We start from the raw sequence: 21,208 nt of genomic DNA, 5'->3' as shown, positions 1-21,208 counted from the left end.
AGTGTCTCTGATCGCTTCTGACCACTTCCGCATCGTTGTCGGCCTCGGCAAGAGCGGCATGTCCCTGGTTCGCTTCCTGGCGAACCGGGGCGTGTCGTTTGCCGTCGCCGATACGCGGGACAATCCACCGGAACTGGCCACGCTCAAGCGTGACTATCCGCACGTGGAAGTGCGTTGTGGCGAGCTGGACGTCGAATTCCTGTGCCGTGCCGACGAGCTCTACGTGAGCCCCGGTCTGGCGCTGGCGACCCCGGCCCTGCAAGCCGCCGCGGCCCGTGGCGTGAAGATGTCCGGCGACATCGAGCTGTTCGCGCGTAACGCGCGGGCGCCGATCGTGGCCATCACCGGCTCCAACGCGAAAAGCACCGTCACCACCCTGGTCGGCGAGATGGCGGCTGCGGCCGGCAAACGCGTCGCGGTGGGCGGCAACCTCGGGACGCCGGCGCTGGACTTGCTCAGCGACGACATCGAGCTGTACGTGATGGAGCTGTCGAGCTTCCAGCTGGAAACCACCGACCAGCTCAACGCCGAAGTGGCCACCGTACTGAACATCAGCGAAGACCACATGGACCGCTACAGCGGCCTGCCGGCTTACCACTTGGCCAAGCACCGGATCTTCCGTGGGGCGAAGCAGTTTGTGGTCAACCGTCAGGACGCACTCAGCCGTCCGCTGATTGGCGAGGGCCAGCCGTGCTGGACCTTCGGCCTGAACAAACCAGATTTCAAGGCATTCGGTCTGCGAGAAGAGGGCGGGGAGAAATACCTGGCCTTTGAATTCCAGAACCTGATGCCGGTGCGCGAACTGAAAGTGCGCGGCGCGCATAACCAGTCCAACGCCCTCGCGGCGCTGGCGCTCGGTCATGCGGTCGGCCTGCCGTTCGACGCCATGCTTTCGGCGTTGCGCAACTTCACCGGCCTCGAACACCGCTGCCAGTGGGTGCGGGATCTGGACGGCGTCGGTTACTACAATGATTCCAAAGCCACCAACGTCGGTGCGGCGCTCGCGGCCATCGAAGGCCTGGGTGCGGATATCGATGGCAAGGTCATTCTGATCGCCGGTGGCGACGGCAAGGGCGCCGAGTTCAACGACCTGCGTGCTCCGGTAGCGGCCAACTGCCGCGCCGTGATCCTGATGGGACGCGACTCCGACAAGATCGGCGCTGCCATCGGCGACGCCGTGCCGCTGATTCGCGCCACGTCGTTGGTCGACGCTGTCGAGCAGTGCCGCGCGGTCGCCCAACCCGGTGACGTAGTGCTGCTGTCGCCGGCCTGCGCCAGTTTCGACATGTTCAAGAATTACGAAGACCGTGGTCACCAGTTCGTCCGCGCCGTGGAGGATCTGGCATGAGCCTGCGCAATATCATCAAGCCGTACCCGTCGCCGATTATCACCGGCCGTGGCATCGACCTCGACTTCCCGATGCTCGCCGGCTGCCTGGCGCTGCTGGGCCTGGGCCTGATCATGATTGCCTCGGCGTCCACCGAAGTGGCGGCGGCGCAATCGGGCAGCGCGCTGTACTACATGATTCGCCACCTGATCTACGTGGCGCTGGGCCTGGGTGCCTGCATCGTCACCATGATGATTCCGATCGCCACCTGGCAGCGTCTGGGCTGGATGATGCTGATCGGCGCATTCGGTCTGCTGGTGATGGTGATCGTTCCCGGGATCGGCCGTGAAGTGAACGGTTCGATGCGCTGGATCGGTTTCAGCTTCTTCAACGTGCAGCCGTCCGAGATCGCCAAGGTATTCGTGGTGATCTACCTCGCCGGTTATCTGGTGCGGCGCCAGAAAGAAGTGCGCGAGAGCTGGATGGGCTTCTTCAAGCCGTTCATCGTGCTGCTGCCGATGGCGGGCCTGTTGCTGATGGAGCCGGACTTTGGTGCCACCGTCGTGATGATGGGGGCCGCAGCGGCCATGCTGTTCCTCGGCGGGGTCGGGTTGTTCCGCTTCTCGCTGATGGTGGTGCTGGCGGTCGGGGCCGTGGTCCTGCTGATTCAGATGCAGCCGTACCGGATGGCGCGTCTGACCAACTTCGCCGACCCGTGGGCCGACCAGTTCGGCGCCGGCTATCAGCTGTCGCAGGCGTTGATTGCCTTCGGTCGCGGTGAGTGGCTGGGCGTCGGCCTGGGCAACAGCGTACAGAAACAGTTCTACCTGCCTGAAGCGCACACCGACTTCGTGTTCTCGGTGCTGGCCGAAGAGCTCGGCGCCGTCGGTTCGCTGTGCACCGTGGCACTGTTCGTTTTCGTATGTATCCGCGGCATGTACATCGGTCTGTGGGCCGAGAAAGCCAAGCAGTTCTTCGCCGCTTATGTGGCCTACGGTCTGTCGTTCCTGTGGATTGGTCAGTTCCTGATCAACATCGGAGTGAACGTCGGCCTGCTGCCGACCAAGGGCCTGACCCTGCCGTTCCTCAGTTATGGCGGCAGTTCCCTGGTGATCTGCTGCGCCTGCCTCGGTTTGTTGCTGAGGATTGAGTGGGAGAGTCGAACCCACTTGGGCAGTGAAGAGATGGAGTTCCATGAGAGCGACTTCGCCGAGGAGCCGAATCATGGGCGCTAATGTATTGATCATGGCCGGCGGTACCGGCGGTCACGTGTTCCCGGCGCTGTCCTGTGCCCGCGAGTTTCAGACGCGCGGCTACACCGTGCACTGGCTCGGCACACCACGCGGGATCGAAAACGATCTGGTGCCGGCTGCAGGTCTTGAACTGCACCGCATCAATGCCACGGGTTTGCGTGGCAAGGGCAAGCTGTCGCTGCTCAAGGCACCGTTCATGCTGCTCAAGTCGGTGTGGCAGGCGCGGGCGGTGATTCGCACACTGCGTCCGGTGTGTGTGGTCGGCTTCGGTGGTTATGTGACTGGTCCTGGTGGTATCGCCGCCAAACTGGCCGGCGTGCCGGTGATCGTTCACGAGCAGAACGCCGTGGCCGGCACCGCCAATCGGTTGTTGGTGCCGTTCGCCGCGCGGGTGTGTGAAGCGTTCCCCGACACCTTTACTCTGTCGGACACCCGCCGTACCACCGGAAACCCGGTGCGCAGCGAGCTGTTCCTCGAAACATCGCGACCTGCCCTGGCCGGCCGCAAAGCGCGTTTGCTGATCCTGGGCGGAAGCCTGGGCGCAGAACCGTTGAACAAGTTGCTGCCTGAAGCCCTGGCGCAAGTCGCTGCCGATTTGCGTCCGGAAGTGTTTCATCAGGCCGGCAAAAATCACGATGAAGTGACTGCAGAGCGCTATCGCGCCGCCGGCGTGGATGCGCAGGTGCAGCCGTTCATCAAAGACATGGCCCAGGCCTATGGCTGGGCTGACCTGGTGGTGTGCCGCGCTGGCGCGCTGACCATCAGTGAGCTGGCTGCCGTCGGTCTGCCCTCGATGCTGGTGCCTTTGCCCCACGCGATCGACGATCACCAGACCCGCAACGCCGATTATTTGGCCCGTGAAGGCGCTGCCTTCCTGATGCCGCAAAGAACGACTGGTGCCGCGGACCTTGCCGCGCGCCTGACAGAGGTCTTGATGCAACCGCAACGACTCGAAGAAATGGCCCAAGCGGCCCGCCGTCTGGCCAAACCCGATGCCACCCGTAGCGTGGTCGATACCTGCCTGGAGGTGGCCCATGGTTGAGAATCAGAAAGCCATGCCACAACCGGAAATGCGCCGCATCCGTCGCATCCACTTCGTCGGTATCGGCGGCGTGGGCATGTGCGGTATCGCTGAAGTGTTGTTGAACCTGGGCTATGAAGTGTCCGGTTCCGACCTGAAAGCGTCGCCGGTGACCGAGCGCCTGGAATCGTTCGGTGCGCACATTTATATCGGCCACCGCGCCGAGAACGCCGCGACCGCCGATGTGCTGGTGGTTTCGAGCGCCGTCAACACCTCCAACCCGGAAGTGGCGACCGCGCTGGAGCGCCGCATTCCGGTGGTGCCGCGTGCCGAAATGCTCGCCGAGCTGATGCGCTATCGCCACGGCATCGCCGTCGCCGGTACCCACGGCAAAACCACCACCACCAGCCTGATCGCTTCGGTGTTCGCGGCCGGTGGCCTGGATCCGACCTTCGTCATCGGTGGCCGTCTGAATGCAGCGGGTACCAATGCCCAGCTCGGCACCAGCCGCTACCTGATTGCCGAAGCGGACGAAAGCGACGCGAGTTTCCTGCACCTGCAACCGCTGGTGGCGGTGGTGACCAACATCGACGCCGACCACATGGCGACCTACGACGGTGACTTCAACAAACTGAAGAAAACCTTTGTCGAGTTCCTGCACAACCTGCCGTTCTATGGTCTCGCGGTGATGTGCCTGGACGACCCGGTGGTGCGTGAAATCCTGCCGCTGGTCAAACGTCCGACCGTGACCTACGGCTTCAGCGAAGACGCTGACGTGCGCGCGATCAATGTGCGCCAGCAAGGCATGCAGACCTTCTTCACGGTGCTGCGCCCTGACCGCGAGCCGCTGGATGTATCGGTGAACATGCCGGGCAACCACAACGTGCTCAACTCGCTGGCGACCATTTGCATCGCGTCCGACGAAGGCGTCAGCGATGAAGCCATCGTCCAGGGCCTGTCCGGGTTCCAGGGCGTGGGCCGACGCTTCCAGGTCTACGGCGAACTGCCGGTAGACGGCGGCAACGTGATGCTGGTCGACGACTACGGTCACCACCCGACCGAAGTCGCCGCTGTGATCAAAGCCGTGCGCGGTGGCTGGCCGGAGCGCCGACTGGTGATGGTTTACCAGCCGCACCGTTACAGCCGCACCCGCGACCTGTACGACGATTTCGTCAATGTACTGGCCGACGCCAACGTGCTGTTGCTGATGGAAGTCTATCCGGCTGGCGAAGAGCCGATTCCGGGCGCCGACAGCCGCAAGCTGTGCAACAGCATCCGTCAGCGCGGTCAGCTCGACCCGATCTACATCGAGCGTGGTGTCGATCTGGCGCCGCTGGTCAAGCCGCTGCTGCGTGCCGGCGACATTCTGCTGTGCCAGGGCGCCGGTGATATCGGCGGTCTCGCGCCGAAGCTGTTGAAAAGTGAATTGTTCGCCGGCGCCGTGGCCGCGTCGGTCGAGGGGAAGTTGAAATGACTGCTGCCTACGCCAACCTGTTCTCCACCATTGCGCCGAAAGACTTCGGCCGCGTCGCCGTGCTCTTCGGTGGCATGAGTGCCGAGCGTGAGGTTTCGCTGAAGTCCGGTAACGCCGTGCTCGACGCGCTGCAAAGCGCCGGCGTGGACGCGTTCGGGATCGACGTCGGCGAGGATTTTCTGCAGCGTCTGCTGAATGAAAAGATCGACCGTGCGTTCATCATCCTCCACGGTCGTGGCGGTGAAGACGGCTCCATGCAGGGCCTGCTCGAATGCGCCGGCATTCCGTACACCGGCAGCGGCATTCTGGCCTCGGCACTGGCGATGGACAAACTGCGCACCAAGCAGGTCTGGCACAGCCTCGGGATTCCGACGCCGCGTCACGCCGTGCTGTGCAGCGAAGCCGATTGTATTTCCGCGGCGACGGAACTGGGCTTCCCTTTGATCGTCAAACCGGCGCATGAAGGTTCAAGTATCGGGATGGCCAAAGTGAGTTCTGCGTCCGAGTTGATCGACGCATGGAAAGCGGCCAGTACCTACGATTCGCAAGTCTTGGTGGAGCAATGGATTCAAGGTCCGGAGTTCACCATCGCCACCCTGCGTGACCAGGTGTTGCCTCCTATCGCCCTGGGTACACCGCACACGTTCTACGACTACGACGCCAAGTACATCGCCAACGATACCCAGTACCGCATTCCGTGCGGGCTGGATGCCGCCAAGGAACAGGAACTCATGGATCTCACGGCCAAGGCCTGTGAGGCGCTGGGTATTGCCGGTTGGGGCAGGGCGGACGTGATGCAGGACGCCGACGGGCAGTTCTGGTTCCTGGAAGTGAACACCGCACCGGGCATGACCGATCACAGCCTGGTGCCGATGGCGGCGCGTGCTGCCGGTCTGGATTTCCAGCAATTGGTCCTGGCCATTCTGGCTGCCAGTGTTGAATGCTCCGGTAATAAAGAGGCGCGAGGTTAAGACCATGCAAGGCGCTCAGCTCAGACATCAGCCACCCGCACCCGGCCGCAAGCCGGTGCCGCGGGGTGCCAGCCGAATGGTGGCCAAAGAGCCGATGTCTGCGCGCCTGCCGAAAGCCAATTTCGGCTTTCTGAAAAGCCTGTTCTGGCCGGTGCTGCTGGTGGCGCTGGGGTTCGGTACTTACGAAGGCGCCCAGCGTTTGCTGCCGTACGCCGACCGGCCGATCACCAAGATCGCGGTGCAGGGTGACCTGAGCTACATCAGCCAGCAGGCGGTGCAGCAGCGAATCGCCCCGTACGTGGCGTCGAGCTTCTTCACCATCGACCTGGCCGGCATGCGCACCGAGCTTGAGCAAATGCCCTGGATCGCCCACGCCGAAGTCCGCCGGGTGTGGCCGGACCAGGTGGTGATCCGCCTCGAAGAGCAACTGCCAGTGGCCCGTTGGGGCGACGAGTCGCTGCTGAACAACCAGGGCCAGGCATTCACGCCCAAGGAACTGGCGAATTACGAACACCTGCCACAGCTGTTCGGTCCACAACGGGCCCAGCAGCAGGTGATGCAGCAATACCAGGTGCTGAGCCAGATGCTCAGGCCGCTGGGCTTCTCGATTGCACGCCTGGAATTGCGTGAACGCGGCAGTTGGTTCCTGACTACCGGTGCCGGCAGTTCCGGCCCCGGCATCGAGTTGCTGCTGGGACGCGGCAACCTGGTGGAAAAGATGCGCCGCTTCATTGCCATCTATGACAAGACGCTTAAAGACCAGATTACGAACATTGCGCGCATCGATCTGCGCTACGCCAACGGCCTTGCTGTTGGCTGGCGGGAACCAGTAGCGCCGACGACAGCCCAACCCGCTGTCGCAAAGAATTAAGAAGAGGCAGGACCCATGGCAAACGTGCAAAGCGGCAAAATGATCGTCGGTCTGGATATCGGCACCTCCAAGGTGGTGGCGCTGGTAGGCGAGGTCGCGGACGACGGCACGCTGGAAATCGTCGGTATCGGTACTCACCCGTCCCGCGGCCTGAAGAAGGGCGTGGTGGTGAACATCGAGTCCACCGTGCAATCGATCCAGCGCGCGATCGAAGAAGCCCAACTGATGGCGGGCTGCCGCATTCACTCGGCGTTCGTCGGCGTGGCCGGCAATCACATCCGCAGCCTGAACTCCCACGGCATCGTGGCGATTCGTGATCGCGAAGTCAGCTCGGCCGACCTCGAGCGTGTGCTCGATGCCGCCCAGGCCGTGGCGATCCCGGCTGACCAGCGCGTGCTGCACACCCTGCCGCAGGATTACGTGATCGATAACCAGGAAGGCGTTCGCGAGCCACTGGGCATGTCCGGCGTACGTCTGGAAGCCAAGGTCCACGTGGTCACCTGCGCCGTCAACGCTGCACAGAACATTGAAAAATGCGTGCGCCGCTGCGGTCTGGAAATCGACGACATCATTCTCGAGCAACTGGCCTCGGCCTACTCGGTGCTGACCGACGACGAAAAAGAACTGGGCGTGTGCCTGGTCGACATCGGTGGCGGCACCACCGACATCGCGATCTTCACCGAAGGCGCGATCCGCCACACCGCAGTGATCCCGATTGCCGGTGATCAGGTGACCAACGACATCGCGATGGCGTTGCGCACCCCGACCCAGTACGCCGAAGAGATCAAGATCCGCTACGCCTGCGCCCTGGCCAAACTGGCCGGTGCCGGCGAAACCATCAAGGTGCCGAGCGTAGGCGACCGTCCACCGCGCGAACTGTCGCGTCAGGCCCTGGCCGAAGTGGTCGAGCCGCGTTACGACGAACTGTTCACCCTGATCCAGGCCGAGCTGCGTCGCAGCGGCTACGAAGACCTGATCCCGGCGGGCATCGTCCTGACCGGCGGTACGTCGAAGATGGAAGGCGCCACCGAGCTGGCCGAAGAAATCTTCCACATGCCGGTGCGCCTGGGCGTGCCGCACGGCGTGAAGGGCCTGGATGACGTGGTCCGTAATCCGATTTATTCCACTGGCGTTGGTTTGTTGATGTACGGCCTGCAGAAGCAGTCCGACGGGATCTCGTTCTCGGGCATCGGCAGCCGCGACAGCTACAGCAACGATGAGCCACAGGCGCCGTTGCTGGACCGATTGAAGAAGTGGGTTCAAGGCAACTTCTAACGCTTTACCGCAACACCGCTACAAAAATGCAGTAGGCGAAAAAACTAGAGAATGTAAGGAGAGGGAAAATGTTCGAACTCGTAGACAACATCCCCGCAAGCCCGGTAATCAAAGTTATCGGTGTTGGCGGTGGCGGCGGCAACGCTGTCAACCACATGGTCAAGAGCAACATCGAAGGCGTTGAATTCATCTGCGCCAACACCGATGCTCAAGCGCTGAAAAACATCGGCGCGCGCACCATCCTGCAACTGGGCACCGGTGTGACCAAAGGCCTGGGCGCCGGCGCCAACCCGGAAGTCGGCCGTCAGGCTGCGCTGGAAGATCGCGAGCGCATCGCTGAAGTGCTGGCCGGCACCAACATGGTGTTCATCACCACTGGCATGGGCGGTGGTACCGGTACCGGTGCTGCGCCGATCATCGCCGAAGTGGCCAAGGAAATGGGCATCCTGACCGTTGCGGTCGTGACCCGTCCGTTCCCGTTCGAAGGCCGCAAGCGTATGCAAATCGCCGACGAAGGCATCCGCATGCTCTCCGAAAGCGTCGACTCGTTGATCACCATTCCTAACGAGAAGCTGCTGACCATCCTCGGTAAAGACGCAAGCCTGCTGTCGGCTTTCGCCAAGGCTGACGATGTACTGGCCGGTGCCGTGCGCGGTATCTCCGACATCATCAAGCGTCCGGGCATGATCAACGTCGACTTCGCCGACGTGCGTACCGTGATGAGCGAAATGGGCATGGCGATGATGGGCACTGGCTGCGCCAGCGGTCCGAACCGTGCACGTGAAGCCACTGAAGCGGCGATCCGCAACCCGTTGCTGGAAGACGTGAACCTGCAAGGCGCGCGCGGCATCCTGGTGAACATCACCGCCGGTCCTGACCTGTCCCTGGGTGAGTACTCCGACGTGGGTAGCATCATCGAAGCCTTCGCTTCCGAGCACGCGATGGTCAAGGTCGGTACCGTTATCGATCCGGACATGCGCGACGAGCTGCACGTGACGGTGGTTGCCACCGGTCTGGGCGCGAAAATCGAGAAGCCTGTGAAGGTCATCGACAACACCGTTCACACCTCCATGGCTGCTGCTCAGGTTCAACAACCGGCCGCTGCACGTCAGGAAGCACCGGCGGTGAACTACCGTGACCTGGACCGTCCGACCGTCATGCGCAACCAGGCTCAGGCCGGTGCTGCGACTGCCGCGAAGATGAACCCGCAGGACGATCTGGATTACCTGGACATCCCGGCATTCCTGCGTCGTCAGGCCGATTGATGGAATGTATCAGGGCTATGACGGTGATTGGTGTTCAGCAAAGGCTCGGTCTGCTATTATCGCCAGCCTTTGTTGATACCAGTTCGCAATTTGCGCTGAAGCGGCCCAAGCCATGATTAAACAACGCACACTGAAAAATATTATCCGTGCCACAGGTGTAGGCCTGCACTCCGGGGAGAAGGTCTACCTGACCCTCAAGCCTGCGCCTGTCGACACTGGCATTGTGTTTTGTCGCGCTGACCTCGACCCTGTGGTGCAGATTCCTGCCCGCGCGGAAAACGTCGGTGAAACCACTATGTCGACGACGCTGATCAACGGCGACGTCAAAGTGGACACGGTAGAGCACTTGCTCTCGGCCATGGCTGGCCTGGGCATCGATAACGCCTACGTCGAGCTCTCCGCGTCCGAAGTCCCGATCATGGATGGCAGCGCTGGACCGTTCGTATTCCTGATTCAATCGGCAGGCCTGGAAGAACAGGACGCCGCCAAGAAATTCATCCGCATCCTGCGTGAAGTGACAGTGGAAGACGGCGACAAGCGCGCCACTTTCGTTCCTTTCGAAGGGTTCAAGGTGAGCTTCGAGATCGACTTCGATCACCCGGTTTTCCGGGACCGCACCCAAAGTGCAAGCGTGGATTTTTCCAGCACTTCGTTCGTAAAAGAAGTCAGCCGCGCCCGTACTTTCGGTTTCATGAGTGACATCGAGTACCTGCGCAAGCACAACCTCGCACTCGGCGGCAGCGTTGAAAACGCGATCGTAGTGGATTCCGATGGTGTACTGAACGAAGACGGCCTTCGCTACGAAGACGAATTCGTGAAGCACAAGATCCTTGATGCGATTGGCGACCTGTACCTGCTGGGCAACAGCCTGATTGGTGAGTTCAAAGGCTTCAAGTCCGGTCATGCACTGAATAACCAGCTGCTGCGCAAGTTGATTGAGCAGACAGATGCGTGGGAAGTCGTGACGTTCGAAGACGCCAGCACTGCACCGATCTCTTACATGCGCCCGGTTGCGGCGGTGTAAGTAAAAAACCTCTCTAGTTTTTTGAAGGCCATCCTCGGATGGCCTTTTTTTATGCCTGCGGTTTTTGTGTTACCTGGGCCGGCCTATTCGCGAGCAGGCTCGCTCCCACATTTGAAATGCATTCTCCCGTGGGAGCGAGCCTGCTCGCGAAGGCGCCGGTGCAATCGCCATAGAACGCTCAGGAAGCCACCACCACTCGATTGCGCCCACCTTCCTTGGCCTGATACAACGCCTTGTCCGCCGCAAACAGCAGCTGCTCCAGCGATATCTCGACCGCCGCCGTCCAGGTGCTGATGCCGATACTGACGGTCATCGCCACGTCCGCGCCTTCGACCCGAGGCATCTGCTCGACGGCCTGGCGGATATGCTCGGCAATCTGCGCGGCGCCAGTGCTGTCGGTTTCGGCGAGGATCACCGAGAACTCCTCGCCGCCATAACGGGCCACCAGATCCCCCGGTCGTCGCACGTTCGCCGTGATCACCTTGGCCAGTTCGCGCAGCGCCCGATCGCCGGCCTGATGCCCATGGCGGTCGTTGAAGGCCTTGAAGTGGTCGGCGTCGATCATCATCACCGACAACGGCTGGCCTGAACGCTGGGCGCGGAACCACTCGTGGCGCAGCGACTGGTCGAGCATCCGACGGTTGGCGACACCGGTCAGCGCATCGGTGGCGGCCAGTTGTGCCAGCTCGCGTTCGGCGCGTTGGCGCAAGCGCAGTTCGCGGGCGAGCAGCCACGTCAGCCACAGCAACCCCGCACAGAGCACGCCGGTGGCACCGCTGATCAATATCGCGGTACGCCGCCAGGTGCCGAACACCTCGTCGCTGGACAGCGCGACCATCACCGTCAGCGGCAAGTTGCCGACCCGCGAATAGGTGTAGAGGCGCTGTTGGTGGTCCATGCTCGAGGTGCTGGTGAAGCTGCCACTGCCATCCTTGTCGCCGAGAATCCGCACCACGTTCGGCCGGGTGCCGAAACTCTTGCCGATGGAGTCGCTTTGCAGATAAGGCTTTTGCGCCAGCAGCACGCCGTCGCTGTTGATGATATTCAGTGTGCTGCCTTTGCCGATATCCAGGCTGTTGAACAGTTGATCGAAGTAATCGAGCTTCATCGACGCCACCGCCACACCCATGAATTCGCCGGTGCCCGAGGAGATCCGCCGACTGAAGCTGATGCGCCACTGGTTCGCTTCGTCGCAATCGCAGCGGGTCTTGAACGGGCGGCTGATGAACATGCCCATGTCGCGGTTGAAGGCGTGGGCGAGGAAGTAATCGCGGTCGGCAAAGTTGCCCGGTTTAGGTTCGACTCGCGATGAGTCGGCGACCACATCGCCATGCTTGTCGAGCAGCAGGATGTCGCCCTTGAAGCGCGCGGTGGTCGAGCGGTCGAACAGCGCCAGATGGCGGATCTGCGGAGTGACGTCGCGCAAGTCATCGCGCTGCGCGGCGGCGATCAGGCCTTGCAGGGTCAGGTCGTACAGCTCGACGGTGCGCAGGACGTCGGCGTCGATCAGTTGCGCAATGGTGGTGGCGCTGCGGGTGGCCGATTCTTGAGCATTGGCGTGCTCGCGGATCAGCAGAAACGTGACGATGCACAAAATCGCGATCACGGTCAGCGAGCTGCCGCAGATCAGCAGCAATTCGGGGCGTCCGGTCTTGCCCGCCAGAGGTGGGGTACGGCTCGCGATCATGATGGGCTGTCGGTTGGGGAGTCTTATAAGCGTAGTTGTACAAACACAGAACCCTCTGTGGCGAGGGAGCTTGCTCCCGCCGGGTCGCGCAGCGACCCCTCGCTTTCGAGGAGGGGCCTGCTGCGCAGTCCAGCGGGAGCAAGCTCCCTCGCCACAGGTTTTTTGCCAGTCGCGACTGACCTTGAGGTGATCTTAGAAGACGTTGATCGGGTAGTCGACAATCACACGGTATTCATCTGTGTCAGTGTCGATCGCGCCGTAGCCGTTGCCGCCACGGTTGGACGCCCACTGCAGGCGTACCGCGAGATCCTTCGCCTGGCCGCTCTGCACCACGTACTTCAGGTCGATGTCGCGCTCCCAGTGCTTGGCATTGCGACCGTCGGCGCTGTACCACGAAGCATAGCCTTTGCTGGCCGGGTCGACCTTGGTCAGGTCCACGGTGCCGCGCGAGTAGGAGACCGCCGAGGTCAGGCCCGGCAGGCCGAGGCCGGCGAAGTCATAGCCGTACTTGAGCTTCCACGAGCGCTCGTTGGGGCCGTTGAAGTCCGAGTATTGCTGGGAGTTGTCGAGGTAAACGCTGTCGCCCTGGCTGATGTAGTCGAACGGCGTGTTGCCGTTGACCCGTTGGTACGCGGCAGTGATGCTGTGGCTGCCGATGCCGACGGTGAAATGCAGGCTGTAGGTGTTGTTGTCGATGTCACCCAGCAGCGCGTCGCCAGTGTCTTGCGTGTGATAGAAGTGCAGGCCCGGGTTGAGGCTGACCAGATCGTTCAACTGCCAGGTGTAATCCAGGTCGTAGTAGTACTGGTTCCAGACGTCCTTCAGCTCGGCGGCGTACAGGTTGCTGGTCAGGCCTTCGACGCCGCTCCAGGAAACCCCGGCCCAGTTCAGGTGACGACTTTCGTCGCCCTCGGCGAGTATGCCGTACGAGGTGCCGATGCGCTGGCGACCGCTCTGGTTGTAAGGCTTGGTGAAACTGGCCTGGCCACCTTCGAACATCCAGCCGTCGAAGCTGTGGTTGGTCAGGCTGACGCCACGAAAGGTCTGCGGCAGCATGCGGCTTTCACCGCCGGCAATCACCGGGTTGGTGAGGAACAGGTCGCCGGCCTTCAGTTCAGTATCAAACGCACGCATTTTCAACGTGCCGCCCGCCGTCGAGAACGAGCCGGGGGCTTTGCCGTTGCCATCGCTGATCGGCAGGATGCTCGAGCCATCGGTACCGCCACCGCCATCGAGCTTCAGCCCGAGCATGGCGTGCGCATCGATACCGAAACCGACCGTGCCTTCGGTGTAACCGGACTGGAAGATTCCGAGAAAACCCTGGCCCCACTCAATGTTGTCGTCCGTGTGCTGCAGACGGTTGCGATTCATGTAGTAGTTGCGAGCGTTGAGGTTGAGGCTCGAACCTTCGACGAATCCCTCCTTGGCGGCTTCGTCGGCGTGGGCGGCGGGGGCAATCGTTGCGGCAATTGCAATGAACAGCGGGGTGAAGCTGACTGGGTAACGCACTTGCGATGGAGCTCCTTGGGTCAACTGACACTTCAATGTCTTGAGGTGCGGGTTATTTCTTGTTGTTACAGACGAACCAAACGGCTTTCAGACCACAACGAAAAAAGGCCGCTGAAAGGCAGCGGCCTGGAAGGACGACGGTTGAACGGGAAGAGCCAAACAACCGCGTCGAGGGAAATGTTTCGCGGTGCGCGACTCAGCTGTCTTTCTCGGCCGCTTGCGTCTGGGAAGTGGCGGCCTGAGGTGCTTGCGTAGCGTCTTGCGACTTGGCCATCACTTCTGCCTGAGACTGTTCGAAGGCGTGAGCGCGAGCGGCATTCTGCGCTACGAACGCCTGCGATTCTTCAGCCATCGCCATTGGCGACAGGATCAATGAGGACAAAACGAAAGCGCTGGCAATACCCATACTGTTGGACATTCTGAAAACCTTCTTGCTTGGCAAGTGCTGTTTGGTGCGGGCAAAGATAAGGTTGCCGGGCGTCGGGAAACAGCGTGATTTTCATAAATGACTGTTACAGCACAAGCAAAGATCAAGAGGGGGGACTCTATTCTCTGTGGTGAGGGGATTTATCCCCGATGGGCTGCGAAGCGGCCCCAAAATCAGCGATCGCGATCCTCCTGACACAACTTGCACAGAGGATTCAGGGCTGCTTCGCAACCCATCGGGGATAAATCCCCTCGCCACAGGGGACTTTAATTAGCGGTTAAACCGGAAGGTGGATGCCGAAGGTATTCATCCCGCGATCACTGCGCACAAACACATCCCCACCATGCATCAGCGCAATCGCCTTGACGATCGCCAGTCCCAACCCATGGTTATTGCCACTGTTGCTGCGTGATGCATCCACCCGATAAAAGCGCTCGAACAAGCGTGGCAAATGCTCGCTGGCAATCGGCGAACCGGGGTTGGCCACACCAATACTCACCTGATGGTCCTCGACCTCGATCCGCACCTCGATCACCTGTCCCGGCCCTGTGTGCTGCACCGCGTTGCTCAACAAATTGATCAACGCCCGACGCAAATGGGCGACCTCGATCTGCACCTGCGCATCACCGCTGACCTGCACCTGAACCTGCGCGTCTTCAAGAATGAAATCCAGATATTCCAGGGTCGTCGCCACCTCATCAGCCAGTGACGTCGAGGTCAGTTTGGTCGCCTTGTTGCCCTGGTCGGCACTGGCCAGAAACAGCATGTCGTTGATGATCGAGCGCAGCCGTTCGAGCTCTTCCAGATTCGATTGCAGCACTTCGAAGTAATGCGCGGCAGAGCGGCCGCGCGTCAGCGCCACTTGCGTCTGGCCAATCAGATTGGTCAGCGGCGAGCGCAGTTCATGGGCGACGTCGGCGTTGAACGACTCCAGCCGCGAGTAAGCCTGCTCAACCCGCTCCAGCGTCGAGTTGAACGAGTCGACAAACTGCTCAAGCTCCGGCGGCAACGGCGACATTCGCAGGCGTCCGGCCCGCAGTGGCGGCGCCAGGCGCTGGGCTTCGTGGGACAGTTTGATCAGCGGCTTAAGGCCGATCCGCGCGACCCAATAGCCCAGCGCCGAAGCCATCAGCACACCGATAATGGCCAGGCTGACGAGAGCGATCAGCAGGTTGTGCTGAGTCTCGTGAAAGGTCTCGGTGTCGATGCCGATCATGAACCGTAGCGGCGGGCGTTGATCTTTGGCCGGCAGTTCGGTCAGCAGCACTTTCAGTGGATAAGGCTGGTCGGGCAACTGCAGGTCATGCATGCCCAACGGGCCTTTGGCGAAGGCGCGGATCCGGGCGTCCGGCTCGCCATACTCGTAGCCGGGATCACCGCTGACCACCCAGAAACGAATGCGTTTGTCCTCTTCGCCGAGCAGCTTCAGCTTGGCGTTGATCTTCGCCCAATGCTCGGGTGTGCCGAAGCGATTGAGTGCTGATTCGAGCACGCTGTAACGCGCATCCAGCTCGGCTTCCGGCAGCAGGCCCAGGCCCTTGTCGACCTGTTGATACAGTGCGCCGCCGATCAACAGAAACACCAGCAGCGCCACCAGCGTGAACATGCCGCTCAGGCGAAGGGCAATCGAGTTACTGGACACCGCGGCTCTCCAGCACGTAACCCATGCCTCGGATGGTGTGCAGCAGTTTCTCGTCGAACGGTCCGTCGAGCTTGGCGCGCAGGCGTTTGATCGCGACTTCGACGACGTTGGCATCGCTGTCGAAATTGATGTCCCAGACCATCTCGGCAATCGCGGTTTTCGAGAGGATTTCACCTTGCCGGCGCGCCAGAACGCTGAGCAGCGAGAACTCTTTCGCCGTCAGGTCCAGCCGCGTGCCGGCCCGGGTCGCCTTGCGGCTGATCAGATCGATCCACAAGTCGGCGATGCTCACCTGCACCGGTTCATGGCCGCCGCTGCGCCGGGTCAGCGCTTGCAGGCGGGCCACCAGTTCAAGGAAAGAAAACGGCTTGCCGAGGTAATCGTCGGCGCCATCGCGCAGGCCCTTGATCCGGTCTTCGACGCGCTCGCGGGCGGTGAGCATGATCACCGGGGTCTGCTTGCGTGCACGCAACGCGCGCAGCACGCCGAAGCCGTCCAGGCCCGGCAACATCACGTCGAGGACGATCACCGCGTAGTCGCCTTCCAGCGCCAGGTGCAGGCCCTCGACACCGTCGCGGGCCAGATCCACGGTGTAACCCTGTTCCGTCAGACCGCGATGCAGATAGTCCGCGGTTTTTTCCTCGTCTTCGATAATCAGAACGCGCATGACCCTGCCTCAGTCTGTGGTCGCCAGTGCCGGTGGGGGCGATGATGCTTCTGGGTGTGAGCGCCGATGGAACAGCCGCTCAAGCCACAAGTATATGACCGGCGTGGTAAACAGCGTCAGCATCTGGCTGACCAGCAAGCCGCCCACCACCGCAATCCCCAGCGGCTGGCGCAGTTCGGCGCCAGTGCCGTAGCCGAGCATCAGCGGCAGCGCGCCGAGCAGGGCGGCGAGGGTGGTCATGATGATCGGCCGGAACCGCGTGATGCACGCTTCGAAGATTGCATCTTGCGGCGCCAGTCCGCGATTGCGCTGGGCTTCCAGGGCAAAGTCGATCATCAGGATGCCGTTTTTCTTGACGATACCGATCAGCAGCACCAGCCCGATCAGCGCCATGATCGAAAAGTCCTGACCGCAGATCCACAGCATGATTACTGCGCCCAGACCTGCCGCCGGCAACGTCGAAATGATTGTCAGCGGATGCACGAAGCTCTCATAAAGCACGCCGAGAATGATGTACACCGCCACCAGCGCCGCGAGAATCAGCCACGGCTGACTGGCCAGCGAACTCTGGAACGCTTGCGCCGCACCCTGGAAGTTGCCACTGATCGCGGTCGGCATGCCGATCTCGGCCTTGGCCTGATTGAGCAGGATCACCGCATCACCCAGCGCCACCCCGGGCGCGAGGTTGAATGACAGGTTGGCGGCCGGGAACATGCCGTCGTGGGCAATCGACAGCGGGCCGATGGTCGGCGCGTCGAATTTGGCCAGCGCCGACAGCGGCACCATCTCGCCACTCAGCGGCGAGCGCAGGTAGAAATAATTGAGGCTTTCGGCCTTGCCGCGCTGTTTGGTGTCCAGCTCCAGAATCACGTTGTACTGGTTGACCTGGGTCTGGAACTCATTGATCTGCCGCTGACCGAAGGCGTCATACAGCGCCTCGTCGACATCGCTGGCGGTCAGGCCGAAACGTGCGGCGGCGCTGCGGTCGATGCTGATGTGGGTGATGCTGCCGCCCAGTTGCAGGTCGTTGGAAATGTCGCGGAACGCCGGGTTGCTGCGCAGTTTTTCGGTCAGGCGTTGCGTCCATGTCGCGAGGGTCGCGCCGTCGTTGCTCTTGAGCACGTATTGATACTGCGCGCGGCTCGGGCCGGAACTGAGGTTGATGTCCTGGCCGGCGCGCAGGTACAGGACGATGCCCGGGACTTTCATCAGTTGCGGACGAATCCGGTCAATGAACTGGCTGGCCGAGACATCACGGTCGCCACGTTTTTTCAGGGCAATCCAGAAGCGCCCGTTGGCGATGGTCTGGTTACTGCCGGACACGCCCACCGAGTGGGAAAACGCTTCGACAGCGGGGTCGGCCGCGACGATTTCAGCCATCGCCAAGTGTTTTTTTACCATGTCGCCGTAGGAGATATCCGCAGCGGCTTCGGTGGTGCCGAGGACGAAACCGGTGTCCTGCACCGGGAAGAAGCCCTTGGGGATAAAGATGTAACCGCCAATCGCCATCGCCAGTGACAGGCCGAACACGCCGATCATCAGCTTCTGATGGGCGAGGGCGCGGCGCAGGCCTTTTTCGTACCAGCCGAGCAGGCGTTCGCTGAAGCCCGGTTTATCGCTGGCGTGATGCACCGGTTTGCGCATGAACAACGCGGCCAGTGTCGGTGCCAGCGTCAGCGACACCACCACGGAAATCATGATGGTCGAGGTCGCCGTCAGGGCGAATTCCTTGAACAGCCGCCCGACCACGCCACCCATGAACAGCAGCGGAATGAACGCCGCCACCAGCGAGAAACTGATCGAGACCACGGTGAAGCCGATTTCGCCGGCGCCCTTGATCGCCGCCTCGCGCATGCTGTCCCCGGCCTCCAGATGCCGGTGGATGTTCTCCACCACCACAATTGCATCGTCCACCACAAACCCCACCGCAACGACAATCGCCACCAGCGTCAGGTTGTTCAGGCTGAACCCCAGCAGGTACATCAGGGCGAAACTGGCGGTCAGCGACACGCCGAGCACGGCCGAGACGATCATGGTCGCCGACAGCTGGCGCAGGAACAGCGCCATCACCGCCACCACCAGCAGGATCGCGATCAACAGGGTGATCTCGACTTCATGCAGCGAGGCGCGGATGGTCTGGGTGCGGTCGATCAGGGTTTTCACCTGCACCGAGGCCGGCAACATGGCTTCGAGGCCGGGCAGGGCGGCTTGAATGCGGTCCACGGTTTCCACGATGTTCGCCCCGGGCTGGCGCGAAATCACCAGGTTCACCCCGGGTCGATCACCGGCCCAGGCTTGCACGTAGGCATCTTCCGAACCGTTGACGACTTTGGCGACATCACGCAGATGAACCGGGGCGCCGTCCTTGTAGGAAACGATGAGCTGGCTGTAGTCCTCGGGGTGGAACAACTGGTCGTTGGTCGACAGCGTGGAAATGCTCGATTCGCCGTACAGCGCACCTTTGGCGAGGTTGAGGCTGGTCTGCTGGATCACCAGACGAATGTCGGCCAAGGTCAGGCCGATGGCCGCCAGTTTGTCCGCTGAGGCCTGGACGCGGATCGCCGGACGTTGCTGACCGGTAATGTTGATCTGGCCTACACCGTCGATCTGGCTGATCTGACGTGACAGCAGGGTTTCCACCAGGTCGCTGAGTTCGGTGCCGGGCATTTGCGTCGAGCTGACACTGAGGATCAGCACCGGGCTGTCGGCCGGGTTGACCTTCTTCCAGGTTGGCAGCGTCGGCATGTCCTTGGGCAGTTTGCCGGCGGCGGTGTTGATCGCCGCTTGGACTTCCTGGGCGGCGGTGTCGATGCTCTTGTCGAGGGTGAATTGCAGGGTCAGCAGGCTGGAGCCGAGCGCACTGCTGGAGGTCATCTGGGTCATGCCGGGGATGGCGCTGAATTGCACCTCCAGCGGCGTGGCGACGGAAGAGGCCATGGTGTCGGGGCTGGCGCCGGGCAATTGCGCCGAGACCTGAATCGTCGGAAATTCCGCTTCCGGCAGTGGGGCAATCGGCAATCGCGGGAAGGCAATCGCACCGACCAGCACCAAGGCTATGGTCAGCAGAATCGTCGCGACCGGGTGATCGATGCACCAGGTGGAGACGCCTTTGTGCGCCTTCATGGTTTCGGCTCCGCTTGCACCACCTGCGGCGGCTCACTCATGACCTGCACGGTGGAACCGGGTTTGAGCCGCGATTGGCCATCGGAGACCAGCACGTCACCGGCCTTCACGCCTTTGATGATGTCCTGGCCGCTGCCCTGATAAACCATCTGCACCTGCACCGCTTCGACCTTGTCGCCGTTGACCCGATACACAAAGTGCTGATCGAGACCGCGTTGTACGACGGTGGGCGGTACCACCAGCGCATCTTTGTCGAGGGCTGTCTGAATTTTTACCGTGACCAGCAGGCCCGGCCAGAGCTTCTGGCTGGCGTTGTCGAACTCAGCCTTGGCGCGGATTGTGCCGGTGTTGGCGTTGATCTGGTTGTCGATCAGGGTCAGATGCCCCTCGCCGAGCAGGTTGCCGGTTTCGCCGTCGGTGTCGGCGCCGATGTAGGCCTTGACCTGCGCGTGTTGCGGGTCGTTGATCAGGCCTTGCAGGGTCGGCAGCATTTGCTGGGGCAGGGAGAATTCCACGGCAATCGGGTCGATCTGGGTCACGGTGAACAGACCGGCGGTGTCGGTCATGCGCAGGAAGTTGCCTTCATCGACGGTGCGAATACCGACGCGACCGGTAACCGGGGAGCGAATCTGCGTGTAGGAAAGTTGTACCTGCGCCGCGTCGATCGAGGCCTGGTTGCCTTGGGCGGTGGCTTTCAATTGGTTGACCAGCGCCTGCTGCTGGTCGTAGGTCTGTTTGGAAACGCCGTCGTCGACGCTGAGCAGTTTGTAGCGCTTTAGGTTGACCAGGGCGACTTGCAGTTGTGCCTGGCTTTCGCCCAGTTGCGCGCGGGCCTGGTCGAGGCTGGCGCGGATCGAGCGGTCGTCGATGGTCGCAAGCAGGTCGCCAGCCTTCACCAGTTGGCCTTCCTTGACGAAGATTTTGGTGAGGATGCCGTCGACTTGCGGGCGCACTACCACGCTGTGCAGCGAGAGTACCGAGCCGATGCCGCTGGTGTAGCGGGGGACGTCTTTTTCACTGACGGTGACGACGCGCACCGGGATGGCGGTCGGGGTGGCCAGTTTGGTCGGGGCGGGTTTCGTTGCCCACCATATGCCGGCGGCGGCCAAAGCGATCACGAGGGCTAGCAGGGCTTTGTTTTTCTGGATTCGCATGCGATGGGGCGCCAGGGTCTGGAGTTTGGGCAGGTTGGGTAGTTATAAACTTGTTTGGGGGTCAGGAGGGTGACGGCTGGCTGTCAGCGCTGTCAGTTTTCTCTGTGTGTATATCCGTTTTTGCGGGTGTGGCTGATTACGGTTCCGCCCTTACGGCGGGTCACTTTTGGCAAACGCCCCAAAAGTAACCAAAAACGCTTGCTCCTACGTACGGCCCGCTCGCTGGGGCTCGGGGTTCCTTCGCTGCGGGATCGATCCGGGCGCAGCGTCTACGGTTTGCTTCGCTGCACCTCCTCTCGCTGTGTTTGGCTTCGCCAAACGGTCGCTACGCTCCCACGCCCGGATCAATCCCTGCGCTCAGCCTTCCGACGTCGCCCGTGGATCAAGATCAAGAGCTGCAGCCGAGCTAACGCTCATCCTGTTGAGTGGGGCGGCTGCGCCGCGTTCGGGGCAGTCTGCTGGCGATGGCGGCCTGACAGCCGACCTGTTTCTAACTGAATAAGCCCAATCCCCCTGTA

General features: G+C 61.8%; 16 protein-coding genes. 9 read left to right on the top strand and 7 right to left on the bottom strand.

Features of this window, described 5'->3' with window-relative positions; all coding sequences use genetic code 11:
* Position 1: 1 nt before the first annotated feature.
* The 9 genes from murD to lpxC all read left to right on the top strand — a co-directional run bounded on the left by murD (position 2) and on the right by lpxC (position 10,481).
* Positions 2-1,348, top strand: a complete 1,347-nt coding sequence (murD, locus tag HBN98_RS09000) for a UDP-N-acetylmuramoyl-L-alanine--D-glutamate ligase (RefSeq protein WP_064589115.1) — start codon at positions 2-4, stop codon at positions 1,346-1,348.
* Positions 1,345-2,562: a putative lipid II flippase FtsW gene (ftsW, locus tag HBN98_RS08995; protein ID WP_047296416.1), complete on the top strand. Its 1,218-nt coding sequence runs from the start codon at positions 1,345-1,347 to the stop codon at positions 2,560-2,562. The genes murD and ftsW overlap by 4 nt, the downstream gene beginning before the upstream one ends.
* Positions 2,552-3,622, top strand: coding sequence for an undecaprenyldiphospho-muramoylpentapeptide beta-N-acetylglucosaminyltransferase (gene murG, locus HBN98_RS08990; RefSeq protein ID WP_083367962.1), 1,071 nt, complete (start codon positions 2,552-2,554; stop codon positions 3,620-3,622). The genes ftsW and murG overlap by 11 nt, the downstream gene beginning before the upstream one ends.
* On the top strand, positions 3,615-5,075 hold the full coding sequence (murC, locus tag HBN98_RS08985) for a UDP-N-acetylmuramate--L-alanine ligase (protein ID WP_025109285.1): 1,461 nt from the start codon (positions 3,615-3,617) through the stop codon (positions 5,073-5,075). The genes murG and murC overlap by 8 nt, the downstream gene beginning before the upstream one ends.
* Entirely contained in the window at positions 5,072-6,046 is a 975-nt protein-coding gene (locus HBN98_RS08980) for a D-alanine--D-alanine ligase (protein ID WP_064589113.1), read from the top strand. Before murC ends, HBN98_RS08980 begins: the two co-directional genes overlap by 4 nt.
* 4 nt (positions 6,047-6,050) lie before the next feature.
* Positions 6,051-6,917, top strand: a complete 867-nt coding sequence (locus tag HBN98_RS08975; RefSeq protein WP_041073143.1) for a cell division protein FtsQ/DivIB — start codon at positions 6,051-6,053, stop codon at positions 6,915-6,917.
* Between the two features lie 15 nt (positions 6,918-6,932).
* Entirely contained in the window at positions 6,933-8,192 is a 1,260-nt protein-coding gene (ftsA, locus tag HBN98_RS08970) for a cell division protein FtsA (protein ID WP_003228014.1), read from the top strand.
* Positions 8,193-8,260: 68 nt separating this feature from the next.
* Entirely contained in the window at positions 8,261-9,457 is a 1,197-nt protein-coding gene (gene ftsZ, locus HBN98_RS08965; RefSeq protein WP_083367963.1) for a cell division protein FtsZ, read from the top strand.
* A 112-nt stretch (positions 9,458-9,569) separates the two neighbouring features.
* Positions 9,570-10,481, top strand: a complete 912-nt coding sequence (gene lpxC / locus HBN98_RS08960; protein ID WP_007961638.1) for a UDP-3-O-acyl-N-acetylglucosamine deacetylase — start codon at positions 9,570-9,572, stop codon at positions 10,479-10,481.
* Positions 10,482-10,659: 178 nt separating this feature from the next.
* Here lpxC and HBN98_RS08955 read toward each other — a convergent pair whose 3' ends face one another.
* The 7 genes from HBN98_RS08955 to HBN98_RS08925 all read right to left on the bottom strand — a co-directional run bounded on the left by HBN98_RS08955 (position 10,660) and on the right by HBN98_RS08925 (position 20,690).
* The gene (locus HBN98_RS08955; protein ID WP_083367964.1) at positions 10,660-12,168 is read right to left on the bottom strand and encodes a sensor domain-containing diguanylate cyclase; all 1,509 of its coding nucleotides are present in this window, start codon (positions 12,166-12,168) and stop codon (positions 10,660-10,662) included.
* A gap of 192 nt (positions 12,169-12,360) precedes the next feature.
* Complete coding sequence (locus tag HBN98_RS08950) at positions 12,361-13,677, bottom strand: OprD family porin (RefSeq protein ID WP_083367965.1); 1,317 nt, start codon at positions 13,675-13,677, stop codon at positions 12,361-12,363.
* Positions 13,678-13,873: 196 nt separating this feature from the next.
* Entirely contained in the window at positions 13,874-14,095 is a 222-nt protein-coding gene (locus tag HBN98_RS08945; protein ID WP_083367966.1) for a hypothetical protein, read from the bottom strand.
* Between the two features lie 286 nt (positions 14,096-14,381).
* The gene (locus HBN98_RS08940) at positions 14,382-15,746 is read right to left on the bottom strand and encodes a heavy metal sensor histidine kinase (protein WP_083367967.1); all 1,365 of its coding nucleotides are present in this window, start codon (positions 15,744-15,746) and stop codon (positions 14,382-14,384) included.
* The gene (locus HBN98_RS08935) at positions 15,736-16,413 is read right to left on the bottom strand and encodes a heavy metal response regulator transcription factor (protein WP_025109277.1); all 678 of its coding nucleotides are present in this window, start codon (positions 16,411-16,413) and stop codon (positions 15,736-15,738) included. Before HBN98_RS08935 ends, HBN98_RS08940 begins: the two co-directional genes overlap by 11 nt.
* A gap of 9 nt (positions 16,414-16,422) precedes the next feature.
* Positions 16,423-19,536 (bottom strand): multidrug efflux RND transporter permease subunit, encoded by a 3,114-nt coding sequence (locus HBN98_RS08930; protein ID WP_083367968.1) that lies wholly within the window; start codon positions 19,534-19,536, stop codon positions 16,423-16,425.
* Positions 19,533-20,690: an efflux RND transporter periplasmic adaptor subunit gene (locus tag HBN98_RS08925; RefSeq protein ID WP_083367969.1), complete on the bottom strand. Its 1,158-nt coding sequence runs from the start codon at positions 20,688-20,690 to the stop codon at positions 19,533-19,535. The genes HBN98_RS08930 and HBN98_RS08925 overlap by 4 nt, the downstream gene beginning before the upstream one ends.
* Between the last annotated feature and the right edge of the window lie 518 nt (positions 20,691-21,208).

This window comes from Pseudomonas koreensis (assembly GCF_012986595.1).
Taxonomy (GTDB): Bacteria; Pseudomonadota; Gammaproteobacteria; order Pseudomonadales; family Pseudomonadaceae; genus Aquipseudomonas; species Aquipseudomonas koreensis.
Note: the sequence above shows the minus strand (reverse complement) of the source record. Positions and strands in the feature narration are given on the sequence as shown.